Raw genomic sequence first — 26,291 nt, 5'->3', positions numbered from 1 at the left:
TGTCCGGTCCTCTGGCGCCCTGTGGTTCGTCCCGGTGCTGTTCGCACTGGGGATGTGGATGTCGACCGCAAACTACTCCGCGCACTCGGGCTACGTCGTCTCCGACATCTCCGCGGCCGGCATCGCCTTGTGTTACAGCGGGCCGTTGCTGGCCGGGTTCGCCGCGTTCTGGTTCCGTGGCCGCCCCAGGTTCCACCGGACGATGCGCAGCAGCCGGTCAGGGGTTGCTGTCCTTCTCACCGGGGGCTGGCCGCTGCTGATCGGCGGTCCGCTGGTCTGCTGTGCGGCGGTGCTGCTGTCCGCTCGCGCGCTCCCCACCGACCTGGTCTCTGCGCAGTTGATGGTGGTGTTCTTCGCGGTACTGGCGGCGTGTGCGCTGCTAGGCGCGGTCTCGGCCTGGGCACTACCGGTCGTCATCGCGGTGCCGGCCTCCACCATCGCCTGCTTCATGTGGATCAGCTACCTGCCTTCCACTGGCTCACCGCTGCTGCACCACATGAGTCCCACCATCGATGGGTTCGCTCCCACCGCGCGTCCGGCGAGCAGCGGGATCGTGGCCGTGCTCATCCTGGCCGCGACCGTCGCGCTCGGGGCGATCGCCTGCCTGGGCCGGCGCACCTGGGACCGCACACCTCGCCTTGCTGCGGTCCCGGTCATGCTCGCGGTGCCGCTTCTCGCGGTCGGGCTCAGCGCCGGCTACCTCCACACGTCCACAGCACCGATGGGACTCATGGTCACCCAAGACAGGAGCACCCCGCTGACCTGCACCACGCACCATGGCCTCAAGGTATGTCTGTGGCCCGAGGTAGCTGACCGGGCTGAGGAGGTCGTCGAGGCAACCGCCTCGATGAACACCACCCTCGAGAGCTGGGGGCTGCCCCGGATCACCACCATCGGACAGGACCGGCAACAGGCCTCGGACGCTCTGTATCTGCGAGTCGATGGCACCACCGATCCCGCCGGACTGCGCCTGATGCTGGCAGAGGGCTACATCGAACAGCAGAAGACTTCGTGTGCGGCCGGAGAGGGTCAGGCGTTCTACGAGAGATCGGTGGTGCTGGCACGTGCCCAGGGAGTCTCCACCGCGGAGCTTGCCGCCGAGTTCCCCCAGGAGACCCTGAAGGCCGCCAGCGAGGTGGTGCAGGAGTTCGGCGGCCGAGAGCTCGGCGCATGGTTCACCGAGGGCCTGGACCAGGTTCGTTGCTGGCCATCGGCATGACACCGTGGCTGCGCACCCGCCGGGTCGCGGCGCCCCTGGGTGCGGCGCTCCTGTGCGGGGTGGTCCTCTTCGCCCTGCAGAACCGCTTCTTCGTGATGCCCGTGGTGGTCGGCACCGACGGGATGATGCTGTGGAGCACCCTCATCCCGTTGATCTGGGCGATCGGGGTGGCGGACTGCTTCGGGTCGAAGACCCAGTCAGCCGAGGCCCGTCCGGCACGGCGCACCCTGATCCTCGATGCCGGCTTGTTGCTGGCCCTGGCAGCGGTCGGGGTCGGGGTCTTCACCGCGGCCACTGGACCGGATGAGTCGGCGACCGGCACAGCCGGGCACGTCCTGATCCTCACCGGGATCGCGTGCATGTTCGCCATGAGAGCCGGTTCGGCGGCAGGAGCGCTGGCATCGACCAGCCTGCTGATCGTGACGTCCTTCTACGGAAGAGACGCACCCGCGGGCCCCTACATACGAATCCTCCAACCCGACGGACACCCGACGTGGGCGCTGTTCGTCGGGGTCCTGGCGTGCCTCGCCGCACTCGCCCTCATCCTCCTGGACAACGCTGCGGTGAACCTCGCGGCCACCCACCGCTCGCACGATTGAAGACTGGCGACGAGCGGCAGCGTCACTGCAGGGATGCTCGTTTCGTGCCCCGCCGCTCGGGAGAGGAACAGGACATGCGGACGAGGGACAGGGCAGACGCGAAGCGAGCGACCAATCGCCTGACGGCCGCTTCGCCCTCGGCGTCGTCGAGACCACCAGCGAGCCCTACCTCTCGATCCCGGTGAGCAACGGGGGCGTCGACTACGAGGAGCACTACCGGCTCACCCCGGAGGAGTACGCCGCGCTCGCGCGCGACGAGGCTGCCGGAGCGCAGTTCGCGGACCGGTGCCGGCGCCGCGAGCTCGACGAGCGTCTCCTGCACCGTCCCGGCGAGCAGCGCGGGATCCCCATCTAGGCGGCACAGGTGCCCCAGCTCGCATCGACCAGCTCGTCGCCGACCTGGAGTCGCCCTCTCCTCAGCTGGGGACCGCGAGCATCGCGGCTGCCCGTTTTGCGGTCGTCCGCATGACGGAGGGGTACGCCATGGACGAGATCGACGCACTCCTGGACGAGATAGCCACCCACCTGACCCTCCGGGGGCGCCGCGACGGCCTGATGAAGCAGCCGCAGGCGGTCAGCAGCCCGGAGAGAGACAGCGGCGGCCGAGCCAGGATTCAGTGGACCACGGTCCTGCTGATCGCCGTCCTCGTCGTAGGGGCGCTGATATCAGCGTTCGGGCGCTGAGCGCCGGTGGGCGTTCGGGGCTGCTGCATCGAGACGTGTCACCGATGCGTGCAGCAGTCCCTATCGGCCTGGCGATCAGATCTGGAGACGTCCCCGGTGCCGTATCTCGCATCCAGACGCTGTCGCAGATACGGGACAAAATGCGAGGCGACTCCCGGAAGACGCTCGATCTCATGGCCGCCCAGTGGGAACAACTACGCGCGGTGAGGCACGAATCAAAGCCGGGAGGTCGGTGCCGAGGCTGCGGTGCGACTCGTCCGAACACCGCCTTTACGTCGTCTTTGTGCCAGGTATGCGCGCCGCGCGAGAGCAACTCCGTCCGAGCCGCCTCGGCGGGGCTTCCTACCCTCGGTAAGCCGAATCGTCGGTAGGACCATTGGGAGGAGCGCGCACCGCCCTGGACCCGCCGAGAATCCGCGAGGGCCAACCCGATGTGTCATTCACAGATCCTCGGAGCCTGCAGCACCTAGATCGTGACTAGCACGCAGGACGAGGAGGCTGAGCACCTCACCGAGGAACGCCCGGGGCCTCGGGGCGGCTAAGGAACTGAGCCCGGACCAGCCTCGCGAGATTGCACACCCGGAACGTCGCCGACCTTGCACCGCACGTCCGAGTGACGGTGCGGCGCTTCGCTCACTTGGTCACTCGGCGCGGCTCCAGTCGGACGCTAGGAGGCAACCTCGAAACGAGTGTGCTCGGGAGAGAGGTAAAGGTAGAAGACTGCGCTTGAGACATCGTTGCCACCTGCCTCCCCAACATTGGTGCTGACCTGCACCTCCGCACGGAGTTCGCCCCGCTGGCCGGTGAAGTCCCAGTCCTCGATCGTTACCCCGTTCACCTCGGCAGCACTTGAAAGCAGCCCTTCGACCTGGGCTCTCACTCCTTTGGGGTTGGTCCGTGCATCCAGCAGCACGAGGTCTTGCTGCACATCTGTCTGGAACGTCTCGAGCGCCTGCTTCTCTGCGTCCGAACCTTCGCCCGTGCACGCGGCAAGCCCGACAACGAGAAGCGTCGCCGAGAACACAGCCTGCTTCACGCGCCGATCAGTTGAGCAAAGTGCTGTCATGTCACGTAATTCTGCCCTGTGGTCTCAGCACTCAGCAGACTCATCTCGGGGGAACAATGAGACGTAGCAGAAGATTTGGTCGCGCATTGGCGGCCGTAGTCATGTCAGGGGTCACGGTCGGGACTTCACACCGTTATCGATGGCAAAGACCTCTGCCGACTAACGACGGATGAAGGCGAGAAGCTCCGGCTCTCGGTCGATCCCGATGTCGGCGTCACCCTTGGCCCGCTCTCGGCAAACACGTCACGGCGGAGATTGCTACCACCGTCCGTTGGAAGCTTGCCAGCGGTCGTGAGTTCAAGACGCATGAGCTCCTGAGTGCAGACGCGGGCGAAGACGACCGAAACTGACGTAGGTGCGCGATCGACGGCCAGAGGGATCGGCTCGTGCGCACTTGCGTCATAGTGGGCAGAATGGCCGTGGGAGTCGATCGGCGCAGGCGGCCACAGGTTTCTCAGCACGTCTAAGGGAAACGGCCGAAGCTTGTCGCGCCCCGACCGCCCGTGGCAACGACCGTCGGATGTCTGTCGTCACTGGGCCTTGTGTGGCTGCCCTGTGGCCCGGCGCGCTCCCAAGAAGTGGCACCGGCGGCGCCGACTCGGCTGCCGACAGGTCCTGCCGCTCAGTAGAACGCGTCGCCGCGTCCCGGGGCTTGTCCAACAGACCGAAGCAGCCCACCCGCGTGAGGGCGACGAACCGCCGGTCCGGTCAGCACTCGCGCAGCGAGAACGATGCAGGGGGAGATCGCGGCGACGTCGACCGGTCGACTCGGTTGATCGCGCAGCGCACCAAGTGTCAGCGCTGCGAAGGTCTTGCTCGCCCTGGAGGGGGCCTTGCGCGTTCTGCCGATGCCACGCAGTGAGCGGCGAGCAAGCACGGCCGGAACTCAAAGCCCGACCTGCAGTTGAGGCATACTGTCCACGGGTCGGCGACAGAGGGCTGAATCACACGGGTGTTGTCCCGAGGTTAATCCCGACTGTAGTCCTGACCCCCCGCCTCCGTAGCTCAGCTGGATAGAGCAGCGGCCTTCTAATCCGCCGGTCGCAGGTTCGAATCCTGCCGGGGGCGCCATCCGCAACTGGCTGGACCAGCCGTGGGGCTCTGCCCCATGTCTGCCCCACGCGAACTCCTCCAGGTACCCCGTTCGCCGCGGGTCATTGCGGTGAAAAAGCCCACCGGGTCTCCTGTGGTGCGTGTGCCTAGCATGCGAGGCATGACACGACGACTCGCTGCCACGACCGCCACGTTCGCCGCGCTCCTCGCCCTGTCCGCGTGCGGGACCGAAGAGTCCGACTCCGAGTCGGGGCCCGGGTACGCCACCAACGCGCCCAAGACGGATGCCGCCGAGGCGCCCTCGTGCTCGGAGGTCTGGAAGGAGGGCGAGAAGCTGGCTGAGGACTACGCCGGCTGCGAGGACGAGAGCGGCACCTACTCCGCCGCCACCTGGATGACCTGTGAGGACCCGGCGCTGGAGTTCACCAGCTACGAGGACGAGCTCTACGCCAAGCGCGGCGACACCATCACGAGCGACCCTGCGGCGATCAAGAAGCTGCGGGAGGACTGCAAGGCATAACCCCATCGGGGCCGCAGGACCCTGACGGAGATTCGCCCGGGTCCGCACAATGAAGCGATGGACGTCGCCCTGTTCCTCATCGCCCTCGCGCTGGGCGTGCTGGGCGGCGTCATCGTCGCGCGGCGCATCGGCGTCCCGGCGCCGCTGCTGCTGGTCGTCATCGGCGTCGCGGCGTCGTTCCTGCCGTTCGTGCCGCAGGTGCACCTCGAGCCCGAGGTCGTGCTGCTCGGGCTCCTGCCACCCCTGCTGTACGCCGCCGCGCTGTCCTCGTCGCTGGTCGACTTCACCACCTTCCGGCGCCCGATCGTGCTGCAGTCGGTCGGGCTGGTCATCTTCACCGCGGCCGGGGTGGGCTGGGCGGTGCACGCGCTCGTGCCGGGGATCTCCTGGCCGGTGGCGCTCGCCCTCGGCGCCGTGGTGGCGCCCCCGGACGCCATCGCGGCGACCGCGATCGGCCGCCACATCGGGCTGCCCCGCAAGATCGTCACGGTGCTCGAGGGCGAGTCGCTGTTCAACGACGCGACCGCGCTGGTGCTGCTGCGCACGACCATCGCCACGATCGGGGCGGCCACGCTCCACCCGTGGGAGATCGGCCTGGACTTCGTGGTCGCGGCCGCGGGCGGTGCCGCGATCGGGCTGGCGGCGTACTGGCTCACGGCGTGGCTGCGCCGCCGGATCACCGAGCCCGTCGCCGACGTCGCGCTGTCGCTGGTGGTGCCGTTCGCCAGCTATGTCCTGGCCGAGGAGATCCACTCCTCCGGCGTGGTCGCGGTCGTCGTGGCCGGCCTGCTGCTCGGCCACCGCTCGCCGATCCTGCAGACCGCGCAGTCGCGGATCGCGGAGCGGGTGAACTGGCGCACGATCGCGTTCCTCCTGGAGAACGCCGTCTTCCTGCTCATCGGCCTGCAGGCGCAGTGGCTGGTGCAGGACCTCAACGACAGCGACCTCAGCATCGGCCGGATCACCGTCGTCTGCCTCGCGACGTTGGTCGCGGTGATCGTGCTGCGGCTGGTCTGGGTGCTCGGCTCGCGCTGGGTGCTCTTCCCCCACGTCCACGCCCACGACGACCACCCCAGCCACCAGGCACCGCCCTGGTCGTTCATGTTCCTGCTCGGCTGGGCCGGCATGCGCGGGGTGGTCACCCTCGCCGCGGCGTTCGTCATCCCGGCCGACACCCCACATCGCGAGGTGCTGGTGATGGCCGCGTTCACGGTCGTCGCGGGCACCCTGCTCGTGCAGGGGCTCTCGTTGCCCTGGTTCGCCCGCCGGCTCCGGGTGCCCTCCCCCGACCCGCTGGACGACGCGCTCGCCCGCGCGACCCTCCTCCAGCAGGCGTCCAAGGCGGCTGTCGACGAGCTCGAGACGATGGAGTACGACGACCCGGCGGGCGTCGTGGACCTGATCCGGCAGAGCCTCGACCAGCGCAACTTCGCGGCCTGGGAGCGGCTCGGCACCCAGGCTGACCAGGAGTCGCCGGCCGCGCTGTACTACCGGATCCGCACCCACCTGCTCGACGTCGAGCGTCGTCGGATCCTTGAGATCCGCGGCGCCGGCCAGGTCCCGGCCGACGTGGTCGCCGACGTGCTGGCGATGCTCGACCTCGAGGAGTCGATGCTCGACAACGCCGAGCAGGAGCGCGACGAGACGGCCGTCTACTCCGCCCGTCGCTGGCAGGTCGGCGAGCTCTGCGACGACCTGCGCGGCCGCCCCGCCGTCGCAGAACCTCCCGCGACCGCGTGCCAGACCTGCCTCACCGAGGGCACCCGCTGGGTCTCCCTGCGCCGCTGCCTGGAGTGCGGGTACGTCGGGTGCTGCGACTCCTCACCGCGCCGCCACGCCACCGAGCACTTCCACGACACCCAGCACCCGGTGATCCAGTCCGCGGAGCCGGCCGAGGACTGGCGGTGGTGCTACGTGCACCACCTCACGGCCTGAGCCGGGCGCGAGGGCAGGGTGTGCCGGCGCACCCTGCCCTCGGCTGTGAGGGACGGGTACAGGCCTCTCAGGACGTGACCGTCACGGTGATCTTGGTGGAGTAGATGTAGTCGTCGTATGCCGGGCCGTCGGTGTAGAAGGCCTGGTAGGTGTAGGTGCCGGCCTTCTTCTCCTGGACCTTGCCGAGGAAGGTGAGCGAGGAGAACTGGAAGGTCCCGTTGTCAGCCACCGACGCCATGCAGCAGTAGAACGGCGAACTGCTGCCGCCCTTGTTCTTGCCGTCCTGGTAGATGTCGACGTAGCCCTTCTTCGCCGCGACTCCCTTGAACACGACCGAGCCGGTCAGCGCCGGGAGGTCCCAGCTGTCAGCGGCCTTCGAGATCGTGAACGACGTCCCCGACAGCTGGATCGCGGAGTTGTAGACGCGCACCTTGGTGCTCTTCTTCGTGCCCTGGTACTTCGCGGTGACCTTGTAGACGCCGGGCGCCTTGCTCTTCGGCAGCCGGAACGCGGCCTTGCCCTTCTTGACCTTGACCGTGCGGGCCTTCGACCCGTTGATGCTGAAAGCGACCTTGCCCTTCGCGGACTTCTTCTTGAGCACGGCCGTGACCTTCACGCCGCGCTGCCCGACATGCGAATAGGCAGCGGACCTCTTCAGCGTGAACTTCGCCTTCTTCTCGGCGGCATCCTGGCCCTGGGCGGCCGCGAGCGTGCCGGGGTCGGCGTGGGCGCTGGTGACGACGCTGCCGGCGGTGATGGTGAATGCGAGCGCAGCAGCGGTGGCCACGGCGGCGCGGTTGAGAAGGTTCACGTGTGGGGTCTTTTCTGTCTCGAAAGGGCGGGTTCCGCTGGCGCGGCGTGGCCGATCTGCCCGTCTTGCACCTCTCGCAAACAGTTTGTGCAATTCGTGTTCACCTCTGCTGCAAATGCCGCTAGTGACCAACGGCGACAATGGGGCGGTGACCACCGATGTCTCCCCGCTCGACCTGCTCGGGACCTGGGCCCTGACCCGCGAGATCGAGGACCGATGGGGCGGCGAGGCCCGATCGGTGCGCGGCAGCGCGACGCTGGCCCGGGTCGACGACGACCACGTGCGCTGGCACGAGGCCGGGACGATGACCTGGTCGGGTCACGACGTGCCGGTGAGCCGCACCCTCGACGTCGTACGCCGGGGCGAGGCGTGGTGGGTGCTGTTCGCCGACGGGCGCGACTTCCACCCCTGGTCGGTCGGCGAGCAGGTGCACCACCCCTGCGGTCGCGACGACTACCGAGGCCTCGTCGAGGTCAGCCCCGACCGGTCCGCCTGGACGGTGCGCTGGGACTGCCGCGGCCCCGAGAAGGACTACACGATGCGGACCCGCCACACGGCGCGTCAGGCGCCGGTAGCCCCGTTGGCGACGTAGTCGTCGATCTCCGCGAGCAGCCGGCGGCGTACGTCGTCCTCGGCGAACGACGCGTGCACCGAGGCGCGGGCGAGGTCGGCGACGCCCGCGGTGTCGAGGTCGAGCAGTCGGGCGGCGACCTCGTACTCCTGGTTGAGCGTGGTGCCGAACATCGGCGGGTCGTCGGAGTGCACGGTGACCGTGACCCCCGCGTCGCGGAAGATCCCGATCGGGTGCTCCTCCAGCGACGCGACGGCCCGGGTGGCGACGTTGGAGGTGGGGCAGACCTCGAGCGCGATCCCGTGCTCGGCGAGGTGGTCGAGCAGCGCCGGGTCCTGCGCCGCCGAGGTGCCGTGGCCGATCCGCTCCGCGCCCAGCAGTCGTACGGCGTCCCACACCGTCTGCGGCCCGGTCGTCTCCCCCGCGTGCGGCACCGAGCGCAGCCCGGCCGCCCGTGCGGCGTCGAAGTGCGGCTGGAACTGCGGCCGCGGGACCCCGATCTCGGGCCCGCCGAGCCCGAAGCCGACCAGCGCGTCCGGGCGGTGGTGCAGCGCGTAGTCGAGCGTGGCGTCGGCCGCGGGCAGCCCGGACTCACCCGGGATGTCATAGATCCAGCGCAGCACCAGCCCGAAGTCACGCTCGACGGCCACCCGCGCGTCCTCGATGGCCTCGGTGTAGGCCTCGATCGCCATCCCCGCACCGGGCTCGTGCGGGCGCACGGAGGTGTACGGCGTGCAGGTCAGCTCCGCGTAGCGGACCGCCTGACCCTCGGCCAGCTCGCGGCCGACCTCGTAGGTCAGGTAGCGGATGTCCTCGGGCGTGCGCATCAGCGCGACCACGGCGAGGTAGACCTCGATGAAGTGCGCGAAGTCGCGGAACTCGAAGAACCTGCGCAGCTGCTCGAGGTCGCTCGGCACCGTGCCCGGGTGCCGGGCCGCGAGCTCGCTGACGATGCGCGGCGAGGCGGAGCCGACGTGGTGGACGTGCAGCTCCGCCTTCGGCAGACCGCTGATGAACTCGCGCAGGGTGCTCATCCCCCGCAGTCTGGTCGTCCCGCGCTCAGCGCTCCAGCTCCCGCGCCAGCGCGTCGGCGGTGTCGTCGACGCTGCCGGTGGCCTCGAAGACCTCGCCGTCGAGCAGGATCGTCGGCGTACCGCGCACGCCGGAGTCGGTGGCCGACTTGGTGGCCGCCTCGACCCAGGCCATCTCGCTCTGCTCCTCGATGCCGGAGCGCACGTCGTCCTCCTCGGCACCGGCCTCGACCGCCCAGGCGATGAGCTGGTCGTCGTCGGGGTAGTCCTTGCCCTCCGCGGGCTGGTTGTCGAAGAGGATCTCGTGGAACTTCTTCGCGACCTCCGGGCCCGACTCCTCCGAGACGACGCGGAAGGCGTTGGCCGCACGCGCGGAGTAGTCACCCTGGCTGCTCAGCAGGTTGAACGGGCGGTACTCGACGCGCACCGTGCCGTCCTCGGCCAAGCGGTTCAGGTCCTGGCGGGTGGCCTGCTCGAGCAGCCCGCAGTAGGGGCACAGGAAGTCCTCGTAGATGACCACGGAGCGCGGCGCGTCCTGCTCGCCGTAGGACAGCCCGAACTCCTCCACCCCGGTCGCGCCGGCGCCTGCGACCGGCGCGTCCACGTCGGAGGAGGTGTCACGCGACTGCTGGACGAGCACCCCGGCCACGACCACCACGAGCAGCGCGAGGATGACTCCGCCGATCATGAACAGCCGGCGGCGCTTCTCCTCCGCCTGCTGCTGGGCGAGGGCGGCCGCGGCGCGCTGGGAGCGCGGGGCAGCCGAGGTGTTCTTCTTCGACATCAGCTCTCGTTTCTGTGCTGGACGACAGGTTCGGGGACGAGGGAGATCGGGGCGAACAGCCGGTTGTCGAGGGCCAGCCGGGTGCGCGGCCGCAGGGCCAGCCACCCGCTCGCCAGCAGCAGTACGCCGTCGCGTGCCAGCTCCCAGGGGTACTTCGAGGCGGCGTCGGGGTCCTGACCGCCACCGCCGAAGCAGCCGCAGTCGATGGTCAGGCCGCGCGCCCAGGCGGTCGAGATACCGATCACGAACGCCAGGTAGAGCAGCACCGCCAGCACCGCCGCGCCGCGGGTGAGCAGCCCCACGAGCAGCAGCGCGCCGACCACGACCTCCAGCACCGGCAGCAGGTAGCCGACCGTCGGCACGACCGCCTCCGGCAGCAGGTCGTAGGCCCGCACCGCGCGCACGCTCGCGGCGGGATCGGGCAGCTTGACGGCGCCTGCGACGAGCAGCACCCCGCCGCTCACCAGGCGTACGACAAGTCCGACCCACTCCCTCACGGGTTCACCGTAGGCAGATGGCCTGAGTCCTTGCTGAGAGGCCTCAGCCCTCGGTCCGCGGGACCAACTTCCCGCACGGGCGGCGCCCGGGAGGTCGGGCCCGGTGGGTGCCGTGGCCTAGGCTCACTCGACGTGAATGACCGACTCGTATGGATCGACTGTGAGATGACCGGCCTCGACCTCGGCGCGGACGCGCTGATCGAGGTGGCGGCCCTGGTGACCGACTTCGATCTCAACGTGCTCGGGGAGGGCGTGGACATCGTCATCCGCCCTCCGCAGGAGGCGTTGGACCAGATGGGCGACTTCGTGCGCGACATGCACGAGAAGTCCGGACTGCTCGAGGAGCTCGCCGCCGGCGTGACCCTCGCCGAGGCCGAGGAGCGCACCCTCGCCTACATCCGCGAGCACTGCCCCGACGGCAGCCGCCCCCCGCTGGCGGGCAACACCGTGGCGACCGACCGCATGTTCATCGCCCGCGACATGCCCGCCCTGGAGTCGTTCCTGCACTACCGCATCGTCGATGTCTCCTCGATCAAGGAGCTCTCGCGCCGCTGGTTCCCCCGGGCGTACTTCCAGGCCCCGGCCAAGCAGGGCAACCACCGCGCGCTCGCCGACATCCAGGAGAGCATCGAGGAGCTGCGCTACTACCGCGAGGCCGTGTTCCTGCCCTCCCCCGGCATCGACAGCGCCACCGCCAAGGAGCTCGCCGACAAGCACGGCGGGTCGATCACCGGCCTCCCGCGACCGGGTGACGCCCCCGATTCCACACCGGGCGAGTAGTTCCCCTACACTCGTCCTCGGCTACCGGCCTCGCCGGAGCTGATGGTGGGTATAGCTCAGCTGGTAGAGCGCTGCGTTGTGGTCGCAGATGTCGCGGGTTCAAGTCCCGTTACTCACCCCATGTGATCGAGCCCCTGACCTGGACCAGGTCAGGGGCTCGACTCATTTTCGCAACCGCCGGGCATCTCCCAGGCGGTGGCCAGCGATCCCCCGGGATGGGACAGTGCCCCTGACCGCAATCACCCTCGGGAGGTCAGCGTGACGCAGCTCCGCCAACGGGATCGCTTCCCAGGCATCAGCACCGCCTTCTCCGCCCAAGAGCTGAGGTGGCGCAAGTACCGCAAGCTCGTGGCGACGTACGACAAAGCCTGGCGAGCCCTCCTGCGCGAAGACCCTGCCTGGGCCGAGTGGTACATCGCGCACAGTGACGAGCTCGCCGGCGGCCCCGGCGGCACCTATGCGGAATTCGGCGACATGGAGGCTTTCAAGCTCAAGACCCGCAACTCAGAAACCAAGGCCTACGTGCCGGCTGCCGCCCTGTTCGAGGGCAAGCTCAAGGCCAACCTCCAAGACTTCTTCCGCACCTTCTACCTCCATCGCGCCGAGGTCCTCGGGCTGCCGGCACCCCCTCCCTGAGCGATCCCGCCACTCACCCCACGAGGAGGTCGCCGTGGCCGACGAGCCGTACGACGAGCCGCACACTCCCGGCGGCGCTCGCGGCGTCGCGCGGTGGCAGCACCCGGCCTGGGCCGCCCTCGGCGTGCTGGTCGCCTACTTCGCGTTCCCCGTCGGGTGGGCGGGCTCCACCGCCGGCATCGCGATCAGCCTGCTGCTGACGGTGGCCGGCCTCGCCCTGGTCGGGGGTGCGATGGTGCTCGAGCTGCGCCACGTCCGCCGGGGCGCCGAGATGCGCGCCGGCGGCGTACTGACGATCATGGTGGTGGCGCTGGTGGCGGCGTTCTCGCTGGCGTTCTACCTCGTCGAGCTGCTGGCCCCTCGCCAGTTCGAGGGCCTCAGCACCCGCACCGACGCGCTCTACTTCACCCTCAGCACCATGGCCACGGTCGGCTACGGGGACGTGCACGCCGAGGGGCAGCTGGCCCGCGCCCTGGTGTGCGGGCTGATCGTGTTCAGCGTCGTCGTGGTCACGTCGCTGGTGCGCAGCGCCGCCGCCAGGTCGGGACGCTGATCAGGCGACCAGCGGCATCCGCACGACGAACGTGGTCCCGGCGCCGGTGTCGGAGACCACATCGATGGTGCCGCGGTGCCGCTCGACCACTGCCCGGGAGATCGACAGCCCCAGCCCGCTGCCCTGGATGGCGTGCTTCTGGGCGAGCTCGGAGCGGAAGAACCGCTGGAAGAGGTGCTGCTGCTCCTCCAGCGGGATCCCGATGCCGGTGTCGGTGACCCGCAGCAGGGTCTCCTCGCCGTCGATCTCGAGGGCCACCGCCACGGTCCCCTCGTCGGGGGTGAACTTCACCGCGTTGCCGACCAGGTTGACCACCAGCCGCTCCACCATGTCCCGGTCGCCGAGGAACGGCACCGGCTCGGAGGGCAGGCTCAGGCTCATCGTGAGCCGGCGGCGCTCCAGGACCGGCGTGACCAGTCCGTAGCCCGTCTCGACGGCAAGCCGCAGGTCGAAGGCCCGCTCGACGACCACGATCGAGGACTCCTCCTGCATCTTCGACAGCGTGAGCAGGTCGTCGATGAGGCCGAGCAGGCGCCGGCTGTTGCCGGCCACCCGGCGTACCGCGTTGAGCTGGGGGGCGTTGAGGTCGCCGTACGAGCCGTCCTCGAGCAGCTCCAGGTAGCCCTGGATGCTGGTGATCGGCGTGCGCAGCTCGTGGCTGACGCTGGAGACGAAGGCGTCCTTGACCGCGTCGACCTGGCGCAGCCGCTCGACGGCCTGCTTGAGCGCGTTCTCGGCCTGGAGCCGCTCGGTGACGTCCTCGGAGGTGCTGACGAAGCCGAGAGTGGCGCCGTCGTCGGCGGTGATGCGCGAGAGGGTGAGCACGTGGTCGCGCTCCTCGCCGTCACGTCGCAGGAACCGCAGCGAGGTCTGCCCGACGGCGGGGTCGACGAGCGCGCGGACGACCGAGACGAAGTCGTCGGACACCCCGACCTCGGCGGCCTTGAGCCGGATCGACTCCGGTGAGAAGAGCCTCTCGATCGGGCTGCCGAGCATCTCCTCGGCGCTGTAGCCGAGCAGGCTCTCGGCGCCGGGGTTGAACAGGGTCACCCGGCCCACCGGGTCGGTGCCGATGATCGCCACGCCCGGGGTGCTGCGCACGACGTTCTGCAGCCGGTCCCGCTCCCCGCGCGCGGCCCGCGAGGTGGCGATGTGCACGCCGACGCGCTGCACGAGGGGTACGACGATCAGCGCGCAGGTCGCGGCGTACAGCGCGAGCAGGACCCCGCGGGTGTCGTGGTCGAGGCCGTAGAGCGCCGGCGCCCCGGCGAACGGCCCGAGGTCGAAGGTGGTCATCGCGATGGCGCACCCGACCACCGCCCACATCTGCACCAACGCCTCCATCGGGCGACTGCGCAGCGCCGTCCAGGCCAGCAGCGGGATCACGACGAACGCCAGGCTCGGGAAGTCCCGCGGGATGAAGACCACCGGGACGACCACCAGGATCGTCAGCCACTGCGCCACCCGTTCGCGCCGCCGGGCCACGGCCCCATGGGCGGGCAGGCGGGCGAACACCGGAACCACACACAGCTGCGAGGCCCAGTGGGCGACCCCGATCCCCAGCCCGACGAACCACGGTGTGCCCCAGCCGGTGAGGACCGAGGTCAGGGCCGCCACGACGCCCGCGACCAGACCCGCCGCGGCCGTCGCCAGGAAGTAGCGCACCAGGTCGCTGTCGTCGATCAGCCGGGGGCGACCGTGGTGGCCGCGGCCGAGCAGGCGCACCGCGACGCACGTCTCCGCCGCGATGCCGAGGGCGTAGCCCAGCGCCACCTCGGCCGGCCGCCCGCCGCCCCAGATGGTCGCCAGGGCGAGGAGCATGATCACGAGCGTCAACGGGGTCCGCCAGCGGCGGTCGGCGGCGAGGACCACCACGGTGGCCAGGCCGGCCGGCCAGATCCCGATCACGTGCCCGTCACTGGGTGCGGCCTGGACGGCCACGAACCCCGTCACGGCCAACAGCACCACCAGTGCCGGGACGCGGACCCCCGCCGACGCGTTCACCTCCACCCCTCCCCGGGTGCCTCATGCCCGCGCACATCCCACCACGGCGACACTGCTGCGTGCCGGGTTTCCGCGCGGTCGCCTAGGTTGCAGGCGTGAGCAACGCACACCCTCCCCGCCGCCAGCACTACGACGTCGTGGTGGTCGGAGGCGGGCACAACGGCCTGGTCTCCGCCGCCTACCTCGCCCGCGCCGGCCTCTCGGTCCTGGTGCTCGAGCGGCTCGACCACGTGGGCGGCGCGGCGGTGTCGGCCCAGGCGTTCGCCGGTCGCGACGCCCGGCTCTCGCGCTACTCCTACCTGGTCTCGCTGATGCCGACGCGGCTGGTCGAGGAGCTCGGCCTGGACATCGCGCTGACCTCACGCACGACCGCGTCGTACACGCCCTGGACGCGCGGCGGGCACTCCGGCGGGCTGCTGGTCGAGCGCCCGGAGGGCCCCGCGACGCGCGAGTCGTTCCGCGCGCTCACCGGCGGTGAGGAGGAGTACGCCGCATGGCAGCGCTTCTACGCCGACGTCGGCACCCTCGCGGCCGCCGTGGCCCCCACGCTGATGGAGCCGCTGCCGACCGAGCGGTACGTGCGCGAGCAGGTGGACGCCGGGGTGTGGCGCGACCTGGTGCAGCGCCCGCTCGGGGAGACGATCGAGGCGCGCTTCGCCGACGACACCGTGCGCGGGGTCGTCGCGACCGACGCGCTGATCGGCACCTTCGCCTCGATGCGAGCGGAGTCTCTGGAGCAGAACCGCTGCTTCCTCTACCACCTGGTCGGCAACGGCACCGGCGAGTGGCGGGTGCCGGTCGGCGGGATGGGCGCGGTCACCGACGCCCTGGCCCGGTCGGCGAGCGAGGCGGGCGCCGAGATCATCACCTCCGCCGGGGTGCACGCGATCCGCGGCGGCGCGGACGGCGCCGAGGTCACCTGGGACGGCGACGGACAGCGCCGCACGGTGAGCGCCGGCCACGTGCTGGCCAACGTCGCGCCGTGGGTGCTGCAGATCCTGCTCGGCGAGGAGGCCGACCCGGAGACCAAGCCGGTCGGCTCGCAGCTCAAGATCAACCTGCTGCTGGACCGGCTGCCCCGGCTGCGCAGCGGCGCCGACCCGGCGGTCGCCTTCGCCGGCACCCTGCACCTCTCCGAGGACTACTCCCGCCTCGAGGCGGCGTACGCCGACGCGGCGGCCGGGCGGGTCCCGGAGGTGCTGCCGGGCGAGGTCTACTGCCACTCGCTGAGCGACCCCTCGATCCTCGGCGCGGACGCCCCCGCCGGCACCCACACGCTGACCTACTTCGGCCTGCACACCCCGGCGCCGCTGTTCACCGACGACCCCGGCGCCAAGGCGCTCGCCGTGGCCCGCGCGCTCGCGTCGCTGGACGAGCACCTCGCCGAGCCGATCGCCTCCTGCCTGGCCCGCGACGGCGAGGGGAACCCCTGCCTCGAGGCCAAGGTGCCCCACGAGATCGAGGCCGACCTGGCCATGCCCGGCGGACACATCTTCCACGGCCCGCTGGACTGGCCCTGGGCACCGGACCGCGCCCGTCTGGAGACCCCCGCCCAGCGCTGGGGCGTGCAGACCGGCCTGGACTCGGTGCTGCTGTGCGGATCGGGCGCGCGACGCGGCGGCGCGGTCTCCGGGCTGGGCGGCCACGACGCCGCCCGGGCGGTGCTGGAGAGCCGCTGACGCGGGGAGGTGGCGGCCCTGTGGCGCGGGTCATGCCCTCCGGATTTTCCACGAGGCGCAGCCACTGGTACTGTTTCACTCGCTTCACCGGGCGCCATTAGCTCAATTGGCAGAGCAGCTGACTCTTAATCAGCGGGTTCGGGGTTCGAGTCCCTGATGGCGTACAAGAGATAGCCCCTGACCAGCGGAAACGCTGGTCAGGGGCTTTTTCGTTCCCCCCGTCTGCCCAGAACGTCGCGGGCACCGGACGCTCCTTCTCCGCCGATCTGGCGGGCCAGGAGCCGGCCGATCAGTCGGACGGCGCGGTCGTGGCGGGCACGATGCCCGTACGACCCTCCCAGCAACCGTGCTCGGACAGGGGACGGAAGCGGTAGGTCGCGAACTCGTGGTGGAAGTCGCGGCGCTTCCGCTCACGCATCGCCGCCGCGTGCCGGTCCGGGTCGGGCACGTCCGAGCGTCCGTGAACCATCTCCACCATCTGACGCACGCTGTGCCAGACCGAGAACGTCGAGATGGTCCGCGGCGGTCGGATGCCGGCGACCGCGAGAGTGACGCCCGGGTGGTCCCGTACCAGTCGCTCCACGGGCCTGCCGTGTCGCAGGAACCGCGGCACCTCCGGCAGTCTCATCCGGGCCAGCGTGACGGCCACGACGGGCTCGTCCTGCTCCCACGTGCCGGCGCGCACCGGCAGGCCCGGCAGAGCGGCAATGCTCGACCACCGGCGCATGAACTCAAGGCGTACGTGCCATCCGTCGGCCAGCACTCGTCCCAGCGCGTCGCGCGCCAGGAACTGGGTGAGCGCCTCCTCGTCCTGCCACTGTGCGAAGACCGCCAACCGGCCCAGTTGCAGCCGATCGGGCGAGATCACTGGCGCGCCGAGCCGCATGAGCGACAGGCACTCGAGGTGGTCGAGGCCCGGCGACGAACTGGGCGTCGGTGGCCGCAGGAGCGCACGCGCCCCGACCAGGCGTGGGACCTCGGCGAGGTGGAAGCTGTGGATCGTCACGAAGCGCGCTCGAGTTTGTAGTGGAGCCGGACCGCCGGCGCGGACCACAGCCGCAGCTCGTGGTCGGTGCGCAGCACGCCGTGGGCGTCGACGTACATGTGGAAGGTCTCGTGCAACGGGACCCGGGCGGCGTGAGCTGCCCGGTCGCGGACGACGACGTACGCCCCGTCCTCGCCGAACCGGCCGCGCGTCGACTCCAGGAGGAGACCTCCATCGCCGACGACCGAGGGGCGGAGGAAGACCTGGACGTTGCCGGACTCGAGGGGGAACGCGACGTGGACGCTGGGGCGATCGGCTCCGGGGAGTGTCCGGGATGAGTAGGCACCGCTGAACACCGGCCGCCCGTTGCCGCGCAGGGTGCGTGTCCAGGCCGCCGCGACCTGGACCTTGTCGCGGTCTCGGATCGGCGTGACCCGACTGTCCATGCCACGAGCGACGTCCAGCGGTCGCATCGGCAGGGCGAGCTGTTCGACGCGGCGCCCCCACAGCCGCGACACCAGCTCCCCTCCAGGCCAGAAGAGCGGCGACCAGCCGGTCCACACCTCCATCCGCCAGGACGCCGTGTGCTCGTAGAAGTGGCGCACGTCCGGGTGCAGCCGATCCGCATCGAACCCGGGACCGTCCAGGACGGACATCGTCGGCAGCAGCCCGGCCTCCGGGTCTTCGGCCCCCAGCGCTCCTCCGTGCCGCGCCGCCTCGGCCTCGAGCCACTCGGTGCTGACCCGCGGCGACCGGCTCACCGGCGCGTCGAGCCACCGCTCGCGGCCCTCGAGGTCGACACGTCGGCCGGTGATCCGCCAGAACTTCCGGGACCCGAGGTCCAGCATGTGGGGCACGAGCCGGGATTCTGCCTTACGGAGTGCGTCCCTATGTTCGATCTGAGGCGCAGACTCGTGACGCCGTGTGGCTGTGTGTTGCGGTGGCCGAGCCGGTCGGCGAGCGGGCGCTGGTCCCGGCCGCGTCCAGGCGGGTGGCCACGGTCTTGCGGGGAGGCATGCGAGGAGACCCGGTCGAAGGCGACGCGATCGAAGAGCCGGCGCCGCTCGGCGGCGCGCGCGCTCGGCGCCTGAGCATCCCGCCGCTGAGGACTCCGGCGGACCCGGTCGGTCGACCGGTCCGCCGGGCAACCCCTGCCGATGTGGTCGTACCACTGTTTACGGATCACGGTCGCCACACAGGGTCAGTACCTGCCGTAGCCCGTCCGCCCCAGGGGTGAGGCGAGACCTCGAGGGTACGGACTCTCGATCTCCCACGTCGACGGAGTTTCCCGAGGACTGGGTCAGGCAGGTGCGTCGTTCGCCGCGTTGGGGACATGCCGGACCCCTCGTAACGGCGATCCCGCAACCCGGCTGCGGCAGTCAGGCAGTGAGGACGGCATGCGGCAGACGGCCACCGCATGACGCACCAGGCACGGACTGGTCGGCCTAACAGCGCCGGTGGAAGGTGAGCTTGCCGCCGGCGAGGGTCTTGGTCTCGTAGGCGGGGTCGTGGGCCCGGGCGTGGTGGCGGGGACAGAGAAGGCGGCCGTTGACCACGCTGGTGGTGCCGCCGCGGGACCAGGGCAGGTCGTGGTGGGCGTGGCACAGGCCCGGCGGCCAGTCACACCCTTCGGCGGTGCACCCGCCGTCGCGTAGCGCAAGTGCGACGCGGTGGGCCTTGGTGTGCAGACGGCGCTTGCGTCCGACGTCCAGGGGGCGTCCCTGGCCATCGAGGACGGCGGGCACGATCCCGGCCTCACACGCCAGCCGTCGCGCCTCGGTGGCGGAGATCGTCTCGCCTGTGTGCAGGTGCGCCGCGCGCAGTCCGCCGAGGAGCGAGTCGAGGGTCATCGTGATCACGATGGTCGCGGCCACCCCGCCGGCGTCGGGGAGCCGGTCGGTCGGATAGCGCTCGAGGAACTCGCAGAACGCCTGCCCCATCCGCTCCGGGGCCGGCCGCCGCTCAGCCCCGATAGGTCCGGCGCCGTTCACCGCGTGCTGGTGCTTCGGCGCGGCAATCGCCAACAGCACCGCGCGCAACATCGCGGCGTGGTGGGTGGGGATGGTGAACCGGCCGTGGGTCTTGCCGTGCCCGTCATCGGACATCATCAGCCGGGCGGCAGCACGGGCGGCGGCCTCCTCACGCTCCAGCCGGGCAGCCTCGGCGGCGTCGGCCTGCTCGGGCGCAGCCACCTCGACCAGCCCCTTGGCCAGGCGACGCAGGGTGATCGCGTCGTGCTCACCCGCCTGCTCGAGGAGGAACTCCTCAGCCCTGGCCCGGATCTCGTCGGCGACCAGGTGGGCGGGCAGGTCGTCGACGGCGTCGATGATCACCTGTGCCTGGTCCAGGTGGATCCGGCCCGCGGCCAACGCGTCGCGGACGCCGTCGTGGTGGCCGCTGTCCAGGGCCCGGGCGATGCGCATCAACCGGTGCGCCTCCGGGCGGGTCACGCGAGATTGGTGGGCCCACCAGTTGGCGGTGCTGGTCGCACCGACCGCGTCGCCGACCTCGATGCTGTGGGCATGGGCCGCGACCCGTAGCCGCAGCTCCTGCAACCGGTCGATCTCGGCGCTCAGGTCGAGCAGCGTCGCGCCCGCCTCGGCCTCGCTCAGCGACCACACCGGCGCATCAGCCACCGCGTCCAACGCCTCGTGGACGCACGCCACCGCCGCGGCCACCGGGTGGCCGGATCGGGACGGGCGAGGTGCTTCCATGGACCTACTCAACCACCGACCACCGACAGTCCCGGGCGGTCGTTGTCGCAGGTCAGAGCCCCTGTGGACAACCGTCCGCGAGCCCTCCGGCCAGCCCCCAGCGGAGGGCGGAGCTGGGAAATGGGGGAGAGCCGGTCAGGCCTCGGGCGACGGTCGCAGCGATACGTGACGAGTCCGACCACACCGGCCGCCAGGGCGACGCCAGCTGCTGCGACGGCGAACCCGACGGCCGTCCTGAACCGTTCTTCCCCCGCTTCACGACACCGCGAGGCCGGGCGCACGAAGCGAGTCGCCCCTCTGGTCAGGGGCCTCTTCCAAGTGCCGACGGGCACCGAGGACCGGACCGGCGCTTCCCGTGGGTCCCCCGCCCGGCTACAGTCCCGCGGGCGCACCGCTCTCCCGTACGGTGGCCCAGGAGGAGACTTCAGATGCCCTGGACCCTGCACGGTGACGGTCGCACCGTCGGCACGGACGCCATCGTCCGACCCGAGGAGCGGCTCTCGTGGCCGCGCACGCTCGGTTTCGGCGCCCAGCACGTCGTCGCGATGTTCGGCGCGACGTTCCTGGTGCCGATCATCACCGGCTTCCCGCCCACCACCACCCTGTTCTTCTCCGGTGTCGGGACGATGCTGTTCCTGGCGCTCAACCGCAACCGGCTGCCCAGCTATCTCGGCAGCTCCTTCGCCTTCATCGCCCCGATCGGCGCGGCGATGGGCGACCACGGCATGGGCGCCGCGCTGTTCGGCATCCTCGTCACCGGCGTGCTGCTCGCCGTCGTCGGTGCCGTCGTCGCCGCGACCGGCACCCGCTGGATCGACATCTTGATGCCGCCGGTGGTCACCGGCGCGATCGTCGCCCTGATCGGCTTCAACCTCGGCGGCGCCGCGACCAGCAACTACGCGGCGGCGCCGTGGATCGCGACGCTGACCCTGGTCACCATCTGCGTGGTCGCGGCGGCGTTCCGCGGCATGGTCGCGCGCCTCTCGATCCTCATCGGCGTCGTGGTCGGCTACGTCGCCACCGGGCTCGCCGGCGACCTGGACTTCAAAGCGGTGCGGGCAGCCGACTGGATCGGCCTGCCCGAGTTCAGCACGCCGACCGCCACCTGGTCGGTCGTGCCGATGTTCCTGCCGGTCGTCTTCGTGCTGGTCGCCGAGAACGTCGGGCACGTGCGCAGCGTCGCCCACCTCGTCGGGGACCCCTCGATCAACGACCGCACCGGCACCGCGCTGCTCGCCGACGGCGTGGCCACCAGCCTGTCCGGCCTCGGCGGCGGCTCGGCCACCACGACGTACGGCGAGAACATCGGCGTCATGACCGCGACCCGGGTCTTCTCCACCGCCGCCTACTGGGTGGCGGGCGTGGCCGCGGTGCTGCTGAGCCTCTCCCCCAAGTTCGGTGCCCTGCTCAACACCATCCCGCCGGGCGTGCTCGGCGGCGTGACGGTGGCGCTCTACGGCCTGATCGGCCTGATCGGCGTGAAGATGTGGGTCGACAACGGCGTGGACTTCTCCAAGCCGGTCAACCAGTTCCCGGCGGCCGCCGCGCTGATCATCGGCATCGGCGACCTGACCCTCAACGCCGGCGAGATGACCTTCACCGGCATCACCCTGGGCACCGTGGCCGCGATCGGGCTCTACCACGGCATGGTGCTGCTCGCCCGGCTGCGCGGGGACGCACCCGACCCGGCCTGAGCGGAGTCAGCAGGGCCCCTGCGAACGGCGACGGCCCCCGACCCGATGATCCGGGTCGGGGGCCGTCGCCGTGTCGGACGGTGCCGCGGTCAGCCCTTGAGGGAGTCCACGAAGTCCGGGTTCTCCTCGAGCCAGGCCTCGATCGCGGCCTCTTCCTTGCCCGAGCCGAACTCGTTGACCACGAGGTTCTCCAGCGCGCCGTACGCCTCGTCGTCGAGCTTGAAGCGGCCGAACATCTCCGCCACCTCCGGGTGCTCCTCGGCGAAGCCGGCGGTCGCGACCGCGTTGAGGGTCTCGGCCTCGCCGAGCGCGCCCTCCGGGTCCTCGAGCTCCTTGACCGGGAACTCGGAGTTGGCCCAGAAGGGCTTCCACAGCGTCACCACGATGTCCTCCTCCGCGTCGGTGGCCGACTTCAGCTCGGCCAGCATCGCGGCGGTGGAGGAGGTGACCAGCTCGTAGTCGTCCAGACCGTAGCCGGGCATCACGCTCTCCTCGGTCACCTTCGTGAGGCCGGCGCCCGGCTCGATGCCCACGATGCGGCCACCGAAGCGGTCAGCCGCACCGGTGAGGTCGGCGATGGAGTCGATGTCGGTGTAGGCCGGCACGGCCAGCGTCAGCTTCGCGGCGTCGTAGTAGGCGCCGAGGTCCTCCAGGTCCTCGCCGTACTCCTCCATGTAGGAGGCGTGGGTGACCTCGGGCCACGCGGAGGGGTAGACGTCGATGTCGCCCTTGGCGACACCGGTGTAGAGCACCGCAGCGTCGGGGATCTCCTCGATCTCGACCTCGTAGCCCTCCTCCTCCAGCACGTTCTTCCACAGGTACGCCGTGGAGAGGCCGTCGGTCCAGGACGGGATGATGCCCAAGGTGATGCTCTTGTCGGGGCTGTCCCCCGCCTCGGCGTCCCCGTCCTCGGACCCGCAGGCCACCGCGGTGGTGGAGAGGGCCACCAGCCCGGCGAACATTCCGACCGCTCGTGTCACCTTCGTGCGCTTCATTCGTCGTCTCTCTCTCATTCGTCCATCACATGTCCCCCTCGCGCCCGAGCCGCGAGAGGACGTCTGGTTTCCCCCGCTCAGGCGGCGGCAGGCTGCGCGGCGCGCGGCGCGCGCCGCGGCAGGGGCAGCGTCAGGCGACGCGGGGCGCGGTCGCTGAACGCCGCGGTGAGCCGGTCCAGGAAGACCGCGAGCACGACCACCGACAGGCCGGCCTCGAAGCCGAGCCCGATGTTGAGGCTGTTGATCGCCTTGGTGACCTCGCCACCGAGACCACCGCCCCCGACGAGGCCGGCGATGACGGCCATCGACAGGGCCAGCATGATCACCTGGTTGACGCCGGCCATGATCGTCGGCATCGCGAGCGGGAGCTGGATGCCGCGCAGGATCTCCCGCGGCGCGGCGCCGAAGGCCTGGCCGGCCTCCACGATCTCGGGGTCGACCTGGCGGATCCCCAGCTCGGTGAGACGCACGCCGGGCGGGAGCGCGAAGATCACGGTCGCGACCACGGCGCCGGAGACGTTGATGCCGAACAGCGAGACCACCGGCACCAGCCATACGAAGGCCGGCATCGTCTGCATCAGGTCCATGACCGGCCGCACCACGCGGCTCACCCGCGGCGAGCGGGCGGCCATGATGCCGGTGGGGATCGCCACGACCAGCGCGGCGAGCGTCGCCACCAGCACCAGCGCCAGGGTCTCCATCGCGTTCTCCCACTGGTCGACGCCGGCCACGAAGAGCAGCCCGAGCAGCGAGGTCAGCGCCAGCTTCCAGTCGCGCACCAGCCAGGCCAGCAGCGCCAGCACCACCGTGAGCACCACCGCGGGCGGCGTGTTCAGCAGGTCGGCGAGCCCGTCTGTGACCGAGACGATGACACCGCCCACGGCGTCGAAGAAGTCGCCCAGGTGGGTTTTGATCCAGTCGAAACCGCTCTCGACCCACTCCCCCAGCGGGATCCGGGGCACTCCGGTGTCGGTACGTTCCCAGCTCATCGGACTGCCTCCGTCACAGCCGCGGCGGGCACGGCGGAGAGCTCTCCGGTGCTGCCCACGGCGTCGTCGTTGCTCATCGCCCCGAGCGCGCTCAGCAGCGTCACCCGCGGGATCACGCCCAGCAGGCGGGCCTCACGGTCGATCACGGCGAGCGCCGTGGCGCTGCCGGCGGACGCGGCGAACAGGTCGGCCACCGCCACGTCGGGCCCCACCGTCACCGCGGGCTGCAGCAGTGGCAGCAGCGCGCTCTCGCCCCGCTCGAGCGCCAGGGCCACGTCGTCCTCGGTCACGACGCCGCGCAGCCCGCGGTCGCGGTCGCGGTCGACCACCATCAGCGAGGCGGTCTGGTGCTCGCGCATCAGGCGGTGAGCGGTGCGCGGGCCCTGGTCGGCGCCGATCACCGCGACCGGCTTCTCCATGACGGAGGACGCGGTGAGCACCCGGGTGCGGTCCACGTCCTGCACGAAGGCGGCGACATAGTCGTTGGCGGGGTCGTTGAGGATCTCCTCGGAGGTCCCGACCTGCACGATGCGACCGTCGCGCATCATCGCGATCCGGTTGCCCAGCCGCATCGCCTCGTTGAGGTCGTGGGTGATGAACAGGATCGTCTTGCCGAGCCGGTCCTGCAGCTCGATCAGCTGGTCCTGCATCTCGCGGCGGATCAGTGGGTCGAGGGCGCTGAACGCCTCGTCCATCAGCAGCAGGTCGGTGCCGGCCGCGAGCGCACGGGCCAGGCCGACGCGCTGGCGCATCCCGCCCGAGAGCTCGCCCGGGAGGTGGCCTCCCCAGCCGCCGAGGCCGACGAGCTCGAGGGCCTCCTCGGCGCGACGCTCACGATCGGCGCGGTTGACGCCCTTGATCCGCAGGCCGTAGGCGGCGTTCTCCCCCACCGTGCGGTGCGGCAGCAGCGCGAAGTGCTGGAAGACCATGCTGACCTTCTCGCGGCGTACGGCGCGGAGCCGACGCGCGTCCAGGCGCGACAGGTCCTCTCCCCCGACCTCGAAGGAGCCGGTGGTCGGGAGCACCAGCCCGTTGGCCATGCGGATCAGCGTCGACTTGCCCGAGCCGGAGAGGCCCATGACCACGAAGATCTCGCCCTCGGCCACCTCGAACGAGGCGTCGATGACCGCGGCGGTGAGGCCTTCCTCGCGCAGCTCCTCGCGGGACGCGCCCGCGCGCAGCCGCTCCACGGCGCGCTCGGGCCGGCGCCCGAAGACCTTGTAGACCTCGTGCGCTTGCATGACTGGCACGTGTGGGGAGCTCCTCCGCATCCGGCGTCGGCGAGTTCCGACGTCCATGCGTCTGACGCTCGTCTGGTCCGTGCCCTTGCGGCGAGGCCGCCGGACAGTGGTCCGTGCACGCCGCAGGTGCCCCGTGATGTGGTGAGGGATCGACACGGACTGGACACAGGAGCCGAGATCTCCGACGCGCCAGCCGCCCGTCGACCGTACGGGAGGTTCGCGGCTCACCTGTGGAGGTGGGGCGACCTCGGCGCGTCGCCGTCACCCTCGATGCGGCCCGCTGAAAGGATGTCTGCGCAGGTCAGAGGCGTGTCAGGTCCGCCGCAGCGAGCGGACGCCACCCAGCAGCACCCCCACGACGAACACCCCCAGCGAGACCGCGACCGCGATCCAGGCGGCCCAGCGCAGGTCGCTGAGCAGCACCTGGGTGACCGCGTCGGTCACGGCCGAGTCGATCGCGGGCACCGACGACACCAGGTGGCGCTGGCCGACCCACAGGGCGCCGAGCAGCACCAGCGCGCCGACCGCGCTGCCGAGCCCGAGGCGGCGCAGCGCCGCCGGCCGGTTGCGCGCCGTGAGCAGGGCGAGCGCGAGACACACGATCCACGCGACCGGGAGCACCACGCCCAGCGTGTCGAGCACCCGATAGGCCCGGGACGCCCGCTCCACGTCCTGGGGCTCCATGAGCGTGAACGACACCGAGGACAGCGGACCGCCCGACACCGTGACGCCCTCGCCGGCGAGCTCGGAGGCCACCGCGTCCACGATCGGCGCGAGGGTGATGACCACCCCGTCGCCGTCGGTGTCGCCCGACTCCAGCGAGCGGATCAGCTCGGTGTGCGCCTCGCGGTTGGCGGCGTCCCAGGCGGCTGCGAACGCCGGCTGCTCCATCACCCGGCGTACCACGTCGGCGACCAGGGAAGCGCCCTTCTCCTCCAGGTCCGAGGCGGCAGGTCCCAGCCAGGAGCGCAGCTCCTCGCTGACGCCGAGGTCGGCCAGGCCGGAGTCCAGCTTGCTCGCTGCCGCGCCCAGGTCGACCTTGGCGACGGTCTCCTTGACCACGCGTTCCTCGACGGCGTCGCGCACGGCCGCGTCCTTCGACAACGGGGCGACCGTGTCGACGTAGCGGTCGGTGTCCCCGATCACCCCCGCCGTCCAGACGGCGGCGAGGGTGAGCGGGAGCAGCACGCAGGCCAGCACCACGGCCAGGGTGCTGAGGACTCGCAGAGAGGAGCGCATGCTGCCGAGGCT

The 26,291-nt window shown here is 70.8% G+C and carries 25 protein-coding genes and 3 tRNA genes; 15 read left to right on the top strand and 13 right to left on the bottom strand.

Going from position 1 to position 26,291, the window contains the following annotated elements; all coding sequences use genetic code 11:
* Nucleotides 1–34: 34 nt before the first annotated feature.
* The 4 genes from GFH29_RS05560 to GFH29_RS05545 all read left to right on the top strand — a co-directional run bounded on the left by GFH29_RS05560 (nucleotide 35) and on the right by GFH29_RS05545 (nucleotide 2,502).
* Entirely contained in the window at nucleotides 35–1,219 is a 1,185-nt protein-coding gene (locus tag GFH29_RS05560; protein WP_153322418.1) for a hypothetical protein, read from the top strand.
* Entirely contained in the window at nucleotides 1,216–1,818 is a 603-nt protein-coding gene (locus GFH29_RS05555; protein WP_153322417.1) for a hypothetical protein, read from the top strand. The genes GFH29_RS05560 and GFH29_RS05555 overlap by 4 nt, the downstream gene beginning before the upstream one ends.
* A 181-nt stretch (nucleotides 1,819–1,999) precedes the next feature.
* Nucleotides 2,000–2,173 (top strand): hypothetical protein, encoded by a 174-nt coding sequence (locus tag GFH29_RS05550; protein ID WP_194289023.1) that lies wholly within the window; start codon nucleotides 2,000–2,002, stop codon nucleotides 2,171–2,173.
* A 128-nt stretch (nucleotides 2,174–2,301) separates the two neighbouring features.
* On the top strand, nucleotides 2,302–2,502 hold the full coding sequence (locus GFH29_RS05545) for a hypothetical protein (protein WP_153322416.1): 201 nt from the start codon (nucleotides 2,302–2,304) through the stop codon (nucleotides 2,500–2,502).
* A 667-nt stretch (nucleotides 2,503–3,169) separates the two neighbouring features.
* Here the strand turns inward: GFH29_RS05545 and GFH29_RS05540 are convergent.
* Nucleotides 3,170–3,538, bottom strand: coding sequence for a hypothetical protein (locus GFH29_RS05540; protein WP_153322415.1), 369 nt, complete (start codon nucleotides 3,536–3,538; stop codon nucleotides 3,170–3,172).
* A gap of 1,024 nt (nucleotides 3,539–4,562) precedes the next feature.
* Here GFH29_RS05540 and GFH29_RS05535 point away from each other — a divergent pair.
* The 3 genes from GFH29_RS05535 to GFH29_RS05525 all read left to right on the top strand — a co-directional run bounded on the left by GFH29_RS05535 (nucleotide 4,563) and on the right by GFH29_RS05525 (nucleotide 7,076).
* A tRNA-Arg gene (locus GFH29_RS05535) sits at nucleotides 4,563–4,639 on the top strand.
* Between the two features lie 142 nt (nucleotides 4,640–4,781).
* Entirely contained in the window at nucleotides 4,782–5,141 is a 360-nt protein-coding gene (locus GFH29_RS05530) for a hypothetical protein (RefSeq protein ID WP_153322414.1), read from the top strand.
* A gap of 57 nt (nucleotides 5,142–5,198) precedes the next feature.
* A complete protein-coding gene (locus GFH29_RS05525) occupies nucleotides 5,199–7,076 on the top strand; it encodes a Na+/H+ antiporter (protein WP_153322413.1) in 1,878 nt (625 codons plus the stop codon).
* 67 nt (nucleotides 7,077–7,143) lie between these two features.
* On the opposite strand, the gene GFH29_RS05520 is transcribed toward GFH29_RS05525, so the two are convergent.
* Complete coding sequence (locus GFH29_RS05520) at nucleotides 7,144–7,887, bottom strand: hypothetical protein (protein WP_153322412.1); 744 nt, start codon at nucleotides 7,885–7,887, stop codon at nucleotides 7,144–7,146.
* Between the two features lie 148 nt (nucleotides 7,888–8,035).
* Here GFH29_RS05520 and GFH29_RS05515 point away from each other — a divergent pair, with 148 nt between their 5' ends.
* The gene (locus GFH29_RS05515) at nucleotides 8,036–8,479 is read left to right on the top strand and encodes a DUF6314 family protein (protein ID WP_153322411.1); all 444 of its coding nucleotides are present in this window, start codon (nucleotides 8,036–8,038) and stop codon (nucleotides 8,477–8,479) included.
* Here GFH29_RS05515 and GFH29_RS05510 read toward each other — a convergent pair.
* The 3 genes from GFH29_RS05510 to GFH29_RS05500 are packed head-to-tail and all read right to left on the bottom strand — an operon-like array spanning nucleotide 8,449 to nucleotide 10,770.
* Nucleotides 8,449–9,492, bottom strand: a complete 1,044-nt coding sequence (locus tag GFH29_RS05510) for an adenosine deaminase (RefSeq protein ID WP_153322410.1) — start codon at nucleotides 9,490–9,492, stop codon at nucleotides 8,449–8,451. The genes GFH29_RS05515 and GFH29_RS05510 overlap by 31 nt on opposite strands.
* Nucleotides 9,493–9,517: 25 nt before the next feature.
* On the bottom strand, nucleotides 9,518–10,273 hold the full coding sequence (locus GFH29_RS05505) for a DsbA family protein (protein ID WP_153322409.1): 756 nt from the start codon (nucleotides 10,271–10,273) through the stop codon (nucleotides 9,518–9,520).
* Complete coding sequence (locus GFH29_RS05500) at nucleotides 10,273–10,770, bottom strand: MauE/DoxX family redox-associated membrane protein (RefSeq protein ID WP_153322408.1); 498 nt, start codon at nucleotides 10,768–10,770, stop codon at nucleotides 10,273–10,275. The genes GFH29_RS05505 and GFH29_RS05500 overlap by 1 nt, the downstream gene beginning before the upstream one ends.
* Before the next feature lie 132 nt (nucleotides 10,771–10,902).
* On the opposite strand from GFH29_RS05500, the gene orn reads away from it, so the two are divergent.
* The 4 genes from orn (at nucleotide 10,903) to GFH29_RS20605 (ending at nucleotide 12,739) form a co-directional block, all read left to right on the top strand.
* Entirely contained in the window at nucleotides 10,903–11,550 is a 648-nt protein-coding gene (gene orn / locus GFH29_RS05495; protein ID WP_153322407.1) for an oligoribonuclease, read from the top strand.
* Nucleotides 11,551–11,595: 45 nt separating this feature from the next.
* Nucleotides 11,596–11,671, top strand: a tRNA-His gene (locus tag GFH29_RS05490).
* Between the two features lie 137 nt (nucleotides 11,672–11,808).
* A complete protein-coding gene (locus GFH29_RS05485) occupies nucleotides 11,809–12,186 on the top strand; it encodes a hypothetical protein (protein WP_153322406.1) in 378 nt (125 codons plus the stop codon).
* 34 nt (nucleotides 12,187–12,220) lie between these two features.
* Nucleotides 12,221–12,739 carry a potassium channel family protein gene (locus GFH29_RS20605; protein WP_228387781.1) on the top strand — a complete coding sequence of 173 codons (519 nt, stop codon included), beginning with the start codon at nucleotides 12,221–12,223 and terminating at the stop codon, nucleotides 12,737–12,739.
* On the opposite strand, the gene GFH29_RS05475 is transcribed toward GFH29_RS20605, so the two are convergent.
* The gene (locus GFH29_RS05475; RefSeq protein WP_153322405.1) at nucleotides 12,740–14,743 is read right to left on the bottom strand and encodes a sensor histidine kinase; all 2,004 of its coding nucleotides are present in this window, start codon (nucleotides 14,741–14,743) and stop codon (nucleotides 12,740–12,742) included. It abuts the gene before it with no gap.
* 95 nt (nucleotides 14,744–14,838) lie between these two features.
* Here GFH29_RS05475 and GFH29_RS05470 point away from each other — a divergent pair, with 95 nt between their 5' ends.
* Both GFH29_RS05470 and GFH29_RS05465 read left to right on the top strand, forming a co-directional pair.
* Nucleotides 14,839–16,422 (top strand): phytoene desaturase family protein, encoded by a 1,584-nt coding sequence (locus tag GFH29_RS05470; RefSeq protein ID WP_153322404.1) that lies wholly within the window; start codon nucleotides 14,839–14,841, stop codon nucleotides 16,420–16,422.
* 91 nt (nucleotides 16,423–16,513) lie between these two features.
* Nucleotides 16,514–16,586, top strand: a tRNA-Lys gene (locus GFH29_RS05465).
* Nucleotides 16,587–16,711: 125 nt separating this feature from the next.
* Here the strand turns inward: GFH29_RS05465 and GFH29_RS05460 are convergent.
* The 3 genes from GFH29_RS05460 to GFH29_RS05450 all read right to left on the bottom strand — a co-directional run bounded on the left by GFH29_RS05460 (nucleotide 16,712) and on the right by GFH29_RS05450 (nucleotide 20,121).
* Nucleotides 16,712–17,308, bottom strand: coding sequence for a hypothetical protein (locus GFH29_RS05460; RefSeq protein ID WP_228387780.1), 597 nt, complete (start codon nucleotides 17,306–17,308; stop codon nucleotides 16,712–16,714).
* 116 nt (nucleotides 17,309–17,424) lie between these two features.
* Nucleotides 17,425–18,255 (bottom strand): hypothetical protein, encoded by an 831-nt coding sequence (locus GFH29_RS05455; protein ID WP_153325647.1) that lies wholly within the window; start codon nucleotides 18,253–18,255, stop codon nucleotides 17,425–17,427.
* 597 nt (nucleotides 18,256–18,852) lie between these two features.
* Nucleotides 18,853–20,121 carry an HNH endonuclease signature motif containing protein gene (locus GFH29_RS05450; protein WP_153322402.1) on the bottom strand — a complete coding sequence of 423 codons (1,269 nt, stop codon included), beginning with the start codon at nucleotides 20,119–20,121 and terminating at the stop codon, nucleotides 18,853–18,855.
* A gap of 428 nt (nucleotides 20,122–20,549) precedes the next feature.
* On the opposite strand from GFH29_RS05450, the gene GFH29_RS05445 reads away from it, so the two are divergent.
* Entirely contained in the window at nucleotides 20,550–21,815 is a 1,266-nt protein-coding gene (locus GFH29_RS05445) for a uracil-xanthine permease family protein (protein WP_153322401.1), read from the top strand.
* Between the two features lie 89 nt (nucleotides 21,816–21,904).
* Here the strand turns inward: GFH29_RS05445 and GFH29_RS05440 are convergent, their stop codons facing one another.
* The 4 genes from GFH29_RS05440 to GFH29_RS05425 form a co-directional block, all read right to left on the bottom strand.
* Nucleotides 21,905–22,810, bottom strand: a complete 906-nt coding sequence (locus tag GFH29_RS05440; RefSeq protein WP_153322400.1) for a glycine betaine ABC transporter substrate-binding protein — start codon at nucleotides 22,808–22,810, stop codon at nucleotides 21,905–21,907.
* A gap of 77 nt (nucleotides 22,811–22,887) precedes the next feature.
* Nucleotides 22,888–23,799 (bottom strand): ABC transporter permease, encoded by a 912-nt coding sequence (locus tag GFH29_RS05435; protein WP_153322399.1) that lies wholly within the window; start codon nucleotides 23,797–23,799, stop codon nucleotides 22,888–22,890.
* Complete coding sequence (locus GFH29_RS05430) at nucleotides 23,796–25,040, bottom strand: quaternary amine ABC transporter ATP-binding protein (RefSeq protein WP_153322398.1); 1,245 nt, start codon at nucleotides 25,038–25,040, stop codon at nucleotides 23,796–23,798. Before GFH29_RS05430 ends, GFH29_RS05435 begins: the two co-directional genes overlap by 4 nt.
* Before the next feature lie 312 nt (nucleotides 25,041–25,352).
* Nucleotides 25,353–26,279 (bottom strand): hypothetical protein, encoded by a 927-nt coding sequence (locus tag GFH29_RS05425; RefSeq protein ID WP_153322397.1) that lies wholly within the window; start codon nucleotides 26,277–26,279, stop codon nucleotides 25,353–25,355.
* Nucleotides 26,280–26,291 lie beyond the last annotated feature (12 nt).

This window comes from Nocardioides sp. dk884 (genome assembly GCF_009557055.1).
Taxonomy (GTDB): Bacteria; Actinomycetota; Actinomycetes; order Propionibacteriales; family Nocardioidaceae; genus Nocardioides.
Note: the sequence above shows the minus strand (reverse complement) of the source record. Positions and strands in the feature narration are given on the sequence as shown.

What these genes read in the sequence shown, in the direction of transcription:
- GFH29_RS05525 (WP_153322413.1), top strand. Translation starts at nt 5,199, where the DNA reads ATGGACGTCGCCCTGTTCCTCATCGCCCTCGCGCTGGGCGTGCTGGGC.
- GFH29_RS05445 (WP_153322401.1), top strand. Translation starts at nt 20,550, where the DNA reads ATGCCCTGGACCCTGCACGGTGACGGTCGCACCGTCGGCACGGACGCC.
- GFH29_RS05435 (WP_153322399.1), bottom strand. Translation starts at nt 23,799, where the DNA reads ATGAGCTGGGAACGTACCGACACCGGAGTGCCCCGGATCCCGCTGGGG.
- GFH29_RS05460 (WP_228387780.1), bottom strand. Translation starts at nt 17,308, where the DNA reads ATGCGGCTCGGCGCGCCAGTGATCTCGCCCGATCGGCTGCAACTGGGC.
- GFH29_RS05510 (WP_153322410.1), bottom strand. Translation starts at nt 9,492, where the DNA reads ATGAGCACCCTGCGCGAGTTCATCAGCGGTCTGCCGAAGGCGGAGCTG.
- GFH29_RS05555 (WP_153322417.1), top strand. Translation starts at nt 1,216, where the DNA reads ATGACACCGTGGCTGCGCACCCGCCGGGTCGCGGCGCCCCTGGGTGCG.
- GFH29_RS05545 (WP_153322416.1), top strand. Translation starts at nt 2,302, where the DNA reads ATGGACGAGATCGACGCACTCCTGGACGAGATAGCCACCCACCTGACC.
- GFH29_RS05430 (WP_153322398.1), bottom strand. Translation starts at nt 25,040, where the DNA reads ATGCAAGCGCACGAGGTCTACAAGGTCTTCGGGCGCCGGCCCGAGCGC.
- GFH29_RS05455 (WP_153325647.1), bottom strand. Translation starts at nt 18,255, where the DNA reads ATGCTGGACCTCGGGTCCCGGAAGTTCTGGCGGATCACCGGCCGACGT.
- GFH29_RS05505 (WP_153322409.1), bottom strand. Translation starts at nt 10,273, where the DNA reads ATGTCGAAGAAGAACACCTCGGCTGCCCCGCGCTCCCAGCGCGCCGCG.
- GFH29_RS05450 (WP_153322402.1), bottom strand. Translation starts at nt 20,121, where the DNA reads ATGGAAGCACCTCGCCCGTCCCGATCCGGCCACCCGGTGGCCGCGGCG.
- GFH29_RS05425 (WP_153322397.1), bottom strand. Translation starts at nt 26,279, where the DNA reads ATGCGCTCCTCTCTGCGAGTCCTCAGCACCCTGGCCGTGGTGCTGGCC.
- GFH29_RS05530 (WP_153322414.1), top strand. Translation starts at nt 4,782, where the DNA reads ATGACACGACGACTCGCTGCCACGACCGCCACGTTCGCCGCGCTCCTC.
- GFH29_RS05440 (WP_153322400.1), bottom strand. Translation starts at nt 22,810, where the DNA reads ATGAAGCGCACGAAGGTGACACGAGCGGTCGGAATGTTCGCCGGGCTG.